Source organism: Frankia gtarii, from assembly GCF_025403375.1.
GTDB lineage: Bacteria > Actinomycetota > Actinomycetes > Frankiales > Frankiaceae > Frankia > Frankia gtarii.
On the sequence record NZ_JAMPTM010000322.1, the window covers coordinates 1 to 7296 of the forward strand.

The 7296-nt window shown below is 69.3% G+C and carries 7 protein-coding genes; 6 read left to right on the plus strand and 1 reads right to left on the minus strand.

All coding sequences use genetic code 11. The features are described 5' to 3' along the window. The 4 genes from NBZ83_RS28310 to NBZ83_RS28325 form a co-directional block, all read left to right on the plus strand. Positions 1-945 (plus strand): Ig-like domain-containing protein (locus NBZ83_RS28310; protein WP_261576153.1); only part of this gene is annotated, 945 nt, incomplete at its 5' end. A gap of 293 nt (positions 946-1238) precedes the next feature. Next, complete coding sequence (locus NBZ83_RS28315) at positions 1239-2006, plus strand: maleylpyruvate isomerase N-terminal domain-containing protein (RefSeq protein ID WP_261576154.1); 768 nt, start codon at positions 1239-1241, stop codon at positions 2004-2006. A 226-nt stretch (positions 2007-2232) separates the two neighbouring features. Then, positions 2233-3162: a phosphotransferase gene (locus NBZ83_RS28320; protein ID WP_261576155.1), complete on the plus strand. Its 930-nt coding sequence runs from the start codon at positions 2233-2235 to the stop codon at positions 3160-3162. A 118-nt stretch (positions 3163-3280) separates the two neighbouring features. Next, positions 3281-4141, plus strand: coding sequence for a 2OG-Fe(II)-dependent halogenase WelO5 family protein (locus NBZ83_RS28325; protein ID WP_261576156.1), 861 nt, complete (start codon positions 3281-3283; stop codon positions 4139-4141). Between the two features lie 23 nt (positions 4142-4164). On the opposite strand, the gene NBZ83_RS28330 is transcribed toward NBZ83_RS28325, so the two are convergent. Further along, entirely contained in the window at positions 4165-5403 is a 1239-nt protein-coding gene (locus NBZ83_RS28330; RefSeq protein ID WP_261569566.1) for a PP2C family protein-serine/threonine phosphatase, read from the minus strand. A gap of 122 nt (positions 5404-5525) precedes the next feature. Here NBZ83_RS28330 and NBZ83_RS28335 point away from each other — a divergent pair, with 122 nt between their 5' ends. Together NBZ83_RS28335 and NBZ83_RS33510 are read left to right on the plus strand one after the other, a co-directional pair. Further along, the gene (locus tag NBZ83_RS28335) at positions 5526-6008 is read left to right on the plus strand and encodes a DUF7662 domain-containing protein (protein WP_261569565.1); all 483 of its coding nucleotides are present in this window, start codon (positions 5526-5528) and stop codon (positions 6006-6008) included. Between the two features lie 671 nt (positions 6009-6679). After that, the coding region (locus tag NBZ83_RS33510; RefSeq protein ID WP_261576157.1) for an efflux RND transporter periplasmic adaptor subunit at positions 6680-7296 on the plus strand (617 nt) is incomplete at its 3' end.

The following is a 7296-nucleotide window of genomic DNA, read 5'->3' on the forward strand; positions in this document are numbered from 1 at the left end:
GACCCGGGCAACTTCTACGGGGCGGGCGGTGGCGGCGGCAGCGGCTTTGCGGCCCCCACGGTGACCGACGCCGCGCTGGTCCCGGGCGTCAACCACGGCGACGGCCGCGCGACGGTGTCGTTCCGGTACGGCGCCTCGGTGGCGCTCGCCACCGGCACCACCACGCCGCTGTTCGGCCAGACCGTCACCCTCACCGCGTCCGTCACCGGAACGGACCCGGCCGCCGGCACCCCCGGCGGGACGGTCACCTTCCTGGACGGGGCCGCGACGCTGGCAACGGCGCCGCTGAGCGGCGGCCAGGCCGGCGTCAGCGTCAGCGGCCTCCAACCCGGCACGCATGCGATCACGGCCAGCTATGGCGGCGACCCGGCCTTCGCACCGGGGACCACCGCCGGATCCACCGAGGTCACCGTCGGGTTCAGCCAGCCGTGCGTCACGACGACGCGCACCGGTCCCCTGACGGTCGCCGCCGGCCAGTCGCTGTGCGTCGGCCCGGGCGGCCGACAGGTCGGCCCGGTGACCGTGCGTTCCGGCGGGGCGCTCGCGCTGACCGGCGCCGCGGTCACCGGCCCGGTGACCGCCGAGGGCGCGCTGGCCCTCACCGCCTGCCAGTCGACGATCACCGGCCCGGTGACGATCCACGCCGCCCGCGGCTACGTCCTGCTCGGCGCCGACGCCGCCGACGTGACGCCCTGCGCCGCCAACACGCTGCGCGGCCCGCTGACCGTGGACGCGAACACCGGCGGCCTCGAGGCCTCCGCGAACACGATCATCGGTCCGGTGCGGATCGTCGACAACAGCGGTAGCGGCCCGCTGCCCGACGACGCGGTGCCCGAGTTCCGCGACAACCACGTCACCGGTCCGCTGAGCTGCACCGGCAACCAGCCGACCCTGGCGCAGACGGGCAACACCGTGATCGGGCCGCGATCCGGTCAGTGCGCCTGACCCGACGGCACCACCGCCCGTCGCCTGCCGCGGTCCACTCCCCCGCGGCAGGCGACGGGTGGACGGCCGTCGGCGCCGTTCGGCCCGTCCGCTACAACCCGAACGGGCATATCGCCAGGTGCGGGCACCCGACACGCCGAAGCCACCCGCAGTGCCGACAGCCGCCCGCAGCGCCGGGGCGGGTCGGCGCTGCCCGTCGTCACCTGGGAGGATGATGCAGCGTCGGCGGGCGGCCGTCGCGGCCGATTTCCAGGGCCCGCCGCCGAAGCCTCAGCCCAGAAGGAGCCACCCCCTTGACCGACGCCCGCACCGCCATCGCCAGCCTTCGCCGCTCGCATGAGCGGCTGCGTGCCCTCGTCGAGCCGCTTGATGCCGAGGCGGTGCGCGGGCCCTCCTACGACGACGAGTGGACGATCGCGCAGGTGCTTTCCCACCTCGGGTCCGGCGCCGAGATCAGCCGGAGTGTCCTCGACGCCGCCGTCGCCGGGCGGGACGCCCCCGGCCAGGAGCAGTTCGTCGCCGTCTGGGACACGTGGAACGCCAAGACCCCGGACGCGCAGGCCGCCGACGTGCTGCCCGCGGACCTGGCCCTCGTCGAGGCATACGAGGCCCTCGACGACGCCCAGCTCGCGGGTCTGCGGGTCGCGCTCGGGCCGATGAGCCTCGACGCCGCCGGGGTGGTCCGGCTCCGGCTGAGCGAGCACGCCGTGCACACCTGGGACGTCGCGGTCGTGCTCGACCCCGCCGCCACCGTGGACGCGGCCGCCGTCGACCTGCTCATCGACGGCCTCGCAATGATCGCCGGCTTCGCCGGGAAGCCCACCAGCCCGGCCCGGATCCACGTCACCACCACCGCCCCGGACCGCGAGATCGCCCTCGACCTCGGCGACGCCGTGAGCCTGGGCCCCTGGGACGGCGAGGCACGGCCCGCCCGGCTTCGGCTGTCGGCCGAGGCGTTCCTCCGCCTGGTCTACGGCCGCCTCGACCCCGCCCACACCCCGCCTTTCGAGGCCGACGGCGTCGACGTCGACACGCTCCGCGCGGCGTTCCCCGGCTTCTGACCTCCGCCACCGGCCGACCTGTGTAAACCCCGCACCCCACGCCTGCACGCGGGGTGCGGAGTTCGGTCATCTGTCGCCATTCACCTAATCTGCCGAATAGCGAACCTTCGCGTGGTCTGCGTGTGGCAAAGTGGGTGGACGACACAGAAGCCGTCCGTCCACGACCGGCAACCATCGGCAACGGCCGAGGGCATGACGCCGCGGAAGGGGGAAAGGAGCGGCCCTGTTGGCGACCTACACGACGGTCGACCAGATCGATCCAGCTGTCGTCGCGGGGCACTACGGCCTTCGTGAGCCGCGGCTGATATCGCTCGCCGGTGGTGCGGTGAACTCCAGTTTCCATCTGGCCGGTGTGGACGGCGAGTTCGTCCTCACCATTCTGGACAACCACGACGCGCCGGATGCGGCCAGACTCGCCGCACACATGCAGGGCGTTTTCCGGCTGGGAGTTCCGGCACCGGAAATCATCCCGAGCCTCGACGGCCAGCTTTCCATCACCCTGGATGGTCGCCCTGGGATTCTCAAAAGGTGGATCTCGGGGGCGATACTCGACCCGCTGACGCACCTTCACCTGCCGGCCGCCGGAAGGCTTCTTGCCGATATTCACGCGCTACCGGTGAACTCCCCCACGCTGCTGACGCTGCCTGCCGGAACCCGCCGCCTCTCCGCCCGGGACGAGGCCGAGCTGGGCCGGTTCCCCGACCGGGAGTTCGCGGCCTGGCTCACCGATCGGCTGGCGCGCGTGCGCGACTCCGTGGGCCGCCGCCGGGCCACCCGGACAGTCATTCACGGCGATTTCTTCGCCGACAATCTCATCGTGCACGATGACGGCCGCCTGTCCGCGCTGGACTGGGAGAACATCTCGAGGGACGACCCGCTTCTCGACCTCGGCATAGCGATCGTCGGGCTCGCCCAGGACGGCACGGGTCTGCTGGCACCGGCCCGCATGGAATCTCTTCTCGCGGGCTACGAGGAGATCAGCCCTCTCGATGAGCCATCCATTTCTGCACTACCGGCGAGAATCACCGAGGCGGCGTTGATCCTCGCCTACCACCGCTACCAGCTATTCAACATCACATTTCCGGATCCCGCCAGAAGCACCATGCACACCGAGCTGTTCGGTTTCGTCGACTCGGTGGCGCGTCACTTCCGGTAGCCGGCAGTTCCTCACCTGCGCGCCGATCCGCGGCCATCTGCCATCTGCCATCTGCACCGACGATCGCGGGTGGAGATTTTGTCGTCCTTCCGTCCACGCCAACGAGAGAGAAGCCCAGGTGACTGACCATCCGGACATCGCACCCGTCACCGGGTGGATCGGCGACCAGGATTACTTCGTGTTCCGCGAGTACGACCACTTCGCACCGGAACCGGTTCTCGACGTGCTCCACGGCCGCGTCGCGGGCGTGGTGTTCCGGGACGTCGTCCCGGTCGAGGTGTGCGCGGAGATCGCCGCCCGGTTCTGGGACAGCCCGCACCGGCTGACCCGCGGCGCCGAGGCACCCGGCTACTACCTCGGTTCCTACACCTGGCACAAGCCGACCGCCCAGTACCTGGACGAGTCCGAGCAGGTGAATCCGATCCTCGACGACCTGCTCGACGTCGAGGGCGATCCGATGAAGGTCTTCTACGCGGGGCTCTCCGACGCGCTGGCGAGGGAGGGCGCCATCGTTCGTCCGGCCGCGCAGGATGGCCGCGTCGCCAGCCGGGCGCTGCTCCGTTCCTGGCACGGTGGTGGCGAATTCGCGTTGAACCCGCACGACGACTACTCGCAGTGCGCTGATCCCCAGATGGCCGACTTCGAGCGCCGCGGCGTACTCCAACGATCCGTGGTGGCGCTGAACATCTGCCTCGAGAACGACCTGGGCGGACGCCTGGCCTACTGGAATATCCAGCCCGACGCCGGGAGCAAGAGCCGGCTGGGTCTTGCTATCACCGGCTCCCCCTATCCTTCGGCATCTCTCGTCGGCCACGAAACGAAGTACATCGAGGTCAACACCGGCGACATCTACGTCTTCAACGGCGCCCACGTCCACGCCGTGGAGCCGAACGCCGACAACACCCGCACCCATACCCGCACCACGCTCGCCGCCATGATGGGCTTCATCGACGACCACACCGTGGTCACCTGGAGCTGACGGCGTCAGCGTCGCAGTCCGTCCTACAGATCCAGGCTGGCGAGGTGGTCGGCGCTACCCCCGCTCCACTCGACCAGGAAGAGAGTCGCGTCGTCGGTCGTGATCCCGCGGCGTTCCCGCATCAGCGTGTGGGACAGATCTCGCACCATCTCCCGCACACTTTTTCCCTGGACCCGCTCCACAACGCTGATCAGACGTGCCTCGCCGAACTGTTCCCCGCCGACTTCATGCTCCTCGACGAGACCATCGGTGAAGAACAGCACCCGGTCACCGCGCTGGAGCTGCTGCTCGCTGACCTGCGGCATGTAACCGCCGAAGCCGACCGGCAGGGTGCCCGGACCCGTCAACGCCTGGATGACCCGGCGACCGCGGATCAGCAGCGCCGCCGGGTGACCCGCGTTGACCCACTGCAGATGACCTGTGCCGATATCCAGCCGCATCATCTGTGCCGTGACGAAGTGGTCGGGCCCGAACTGCCGGTGGATGGCATCGTCCATGAACATGTACAGCTCGGCGAGCCCGATATCGGCTCGTCTGGCATGCCGGTAGGCGCCGATCGCCACCGTCGCCAGGACGGCGGCATCCAGGCTGTGACCCATCGCGTCGATGATGGCGACGTGCAGGATGTCGTCGTTGAGGGCGTAGTCGAAACTGTCGCCCGCGATGTTGTAGGCGGGTTCGAGGATGCCGGCCACCGCGACCTGCGGGGTCAGCATGGTCAGCGGGGGCAGCAGGGACCATTGGATCTCCGCGGCCACGCTCATCGATTCGCGCCGCCTGGCCTGGAAGAACTGGTCGGTGTAGTTGCTCTTGGTGACCAGCATGTCGGCGACGAGGCCGGCGAGTCGCCGCAGCAACCGTCGGTCGTCGTCATCGACGGTGTCGAGGGTGAGGGCCAGCACCCCCACCTGGTCGCTGCCGTCCAGCAGCGGCAGGAACATCCGGATGCCGTCAGCCTGCGGCTTTTCGACGGGTTTAGCATTGAGGAAAGCCGTGCCGGCCGGCGAGTCGTCGATCGGCACGGGCTCCCCGATCGTGAGATTGCGACCCGGCAGCGGCGTCAGCACCAGCTGCTCATAGTCCTGCAGAAGGATCGAGACGTCCCGACCCCCGATCCTGCGCACCTCTTCCGCCACGAGTGGGGCGATCAGCTGCGGCGGCATCTCGTGCGCGCGGTCCAGCAGCACGCCCAGCAGCCGCTCGCCGAACCCCTCCGACCGATCCACGAGGATCTTGTGGGAGTCCCGTTCGCCTGCCGCCATGGCTCCTGCTCTCCCTTGTCCGATCATTCACACGGCGCGAGCCTCCCTGGGCGGCGTCGCTCGGTCACGCCGACACCCCGCTTTCCCCTGATCCACAACAACTTTGTCGGCAAGGGTGGAGAATGCGGACCGGGAATCAACTGGTGGAGGACTGCCCACGGCCCGGTCTGCTCGGCGGGGTCGTCGCCTTCGGCGTCTTCGGCCTGTCCCCCGCCAAGGCTCGTGAACGGCTGGCGGCACAGATCGGGACCGCGCTGACAGGCCGGGCGAAGCCGGGTGTGGCACCACGGTTCCCGACTCACGCGGGCTCAGCGGATGCTGTCGGTCGTGCCTCGTCTGACAGCGACCATGCACAGAAGCATGTCGGCAGGTACCGGGCGCTGCGGGAGTGGCTGTGCAGCCGGTACGAGGAAAGAATCCAGCTCACGTTCGCAGAGATCGAACAAATCATCGCGCTGCCGCTGTCACCGTCCGCCAGGAAACATCCGGCCCATTGGAGCGGCTACGACGGACGTGCCGTGGCTCGGACCATCCACGACGCCGGCTGGTCCGCGAGGAACGTCGATATTCGTGGCGAGCGGCTCGTATTCGTCCGTAAGCGCTGACAGGCGTCTCGCCAATCCCGTTCGGGTCTGCCGCCATCACGGTCCTGAGCGCCACTGGCGCGGAAGGCCGGGGAAGTGTCGTCAGGCCGCTCTCGGCCATGAACGACGATCCGACGATCCGGCGAGGTAGCTCCCGTCGGGCCCGGCGGGGAACACAGCCGCCTGCGCGGTGTCCGTGGACGGATCGACCATGGCCAGCTCGGCTGGGAGGCGAGACTCGGGAAGCAGATCGGACGGACGCAGTCAACGATCCGCACTGTCGACGCCGAAATTCACAGGTTATTCATAGCTTTACCGTTCAGCGCCCCCACGGCCCAAAAAACAATGATTCGCTAAGAATTTTCACAGGATCTCACCAGCGAATCTTTAAGATCTTCCGACAGAGTTCAGAGCGCCCCCACCGGAGCTCATGCCGGCGCAGCCCGCCGGTAGCCCAAAAAGACAACGGAAATTCAACCTCTGCATGCCTTCCGGCGGTTGCACCCCGGATCGCGGGTCACCCTGGAGGGTTCTTGTCGTCCTTGTCGGCAGACGAAACGGCGTCGCAGCAGAGCATCGAACCGCCGGAACCGTCCATCCGCAGAGCCCGGCGGGGTGCCCGCCGCCCGTCGTCCGCCGGACACCGAATCCGGATTCCCCGGGGCCGCACCCGCGTCGTCGTGATAGCCGCCGTGGCCGTCGTCGCCGTCGGCGGAACACTACTCGGTTGGACCCTGAGCGGTGATTCGGGGACGTCCGTGTCGTCCAGGCTCGTCGCGGCAAGTGTCGGGCAGATCCGCCAGACCGTGAGTGCGACCGGCACCCTGGAACCGACTCGGCAGGCCAACCTCTCCTTCGCCGTAGCCGGTGAGGTCACTGCGGTCAAGGTCGCCGTCGGCGACAAGGTCCAGGTCGGGCAGACCCTCGCCACCATCGACTCGGCGGCACTCGCCACCACCGCCGCCCAGGCGCAGGCGACGGTGGCAAACGACCAGGCGAAGGTCACCTCCGATCAGACGTCCGGGGTGACAGGCACGCAGCTGACGGCCGACGAAGCCACGCTGACCTCGGCGCAGGACGCGGCGGCCACCGCGCAGCGCAACCTCGCCGCGAGCGCGATGACGGCACCGATCGCCGGGACGGTCGCCGCGGTCAACCTCACCGTCGGCCAGCAGCTCGCCGGCGGGTCGGGCAGCGGGTCCGCCAGCACGACCGGCGGCTCCGGCGGGGGCTCCGGCGGGGGCTCCAGCGGCGGTTCGGGTTCCGGCGGCCTGGGTGGGAACGGCGGTGGGTCCTGTCTCTTGTACAC

Excerpts from the sequence above, each read along its gene's own strand:
- NBZ83_RS28335 (WP_261569565.1), top strand. The coding sequence starts at position 5,526 with ATGCGGACCGGGAATCAACTGGTGGAGGACTGCCCACGGCCCGGTCTG.
- NBZ83_RS28330 (WP_261569566.1), bottom strand. The coding sequence starts at position 5,403 with ATGGCGGCAGGCGAACGGGACTCCCACAAGATCCTCGTGGATCGGTCG.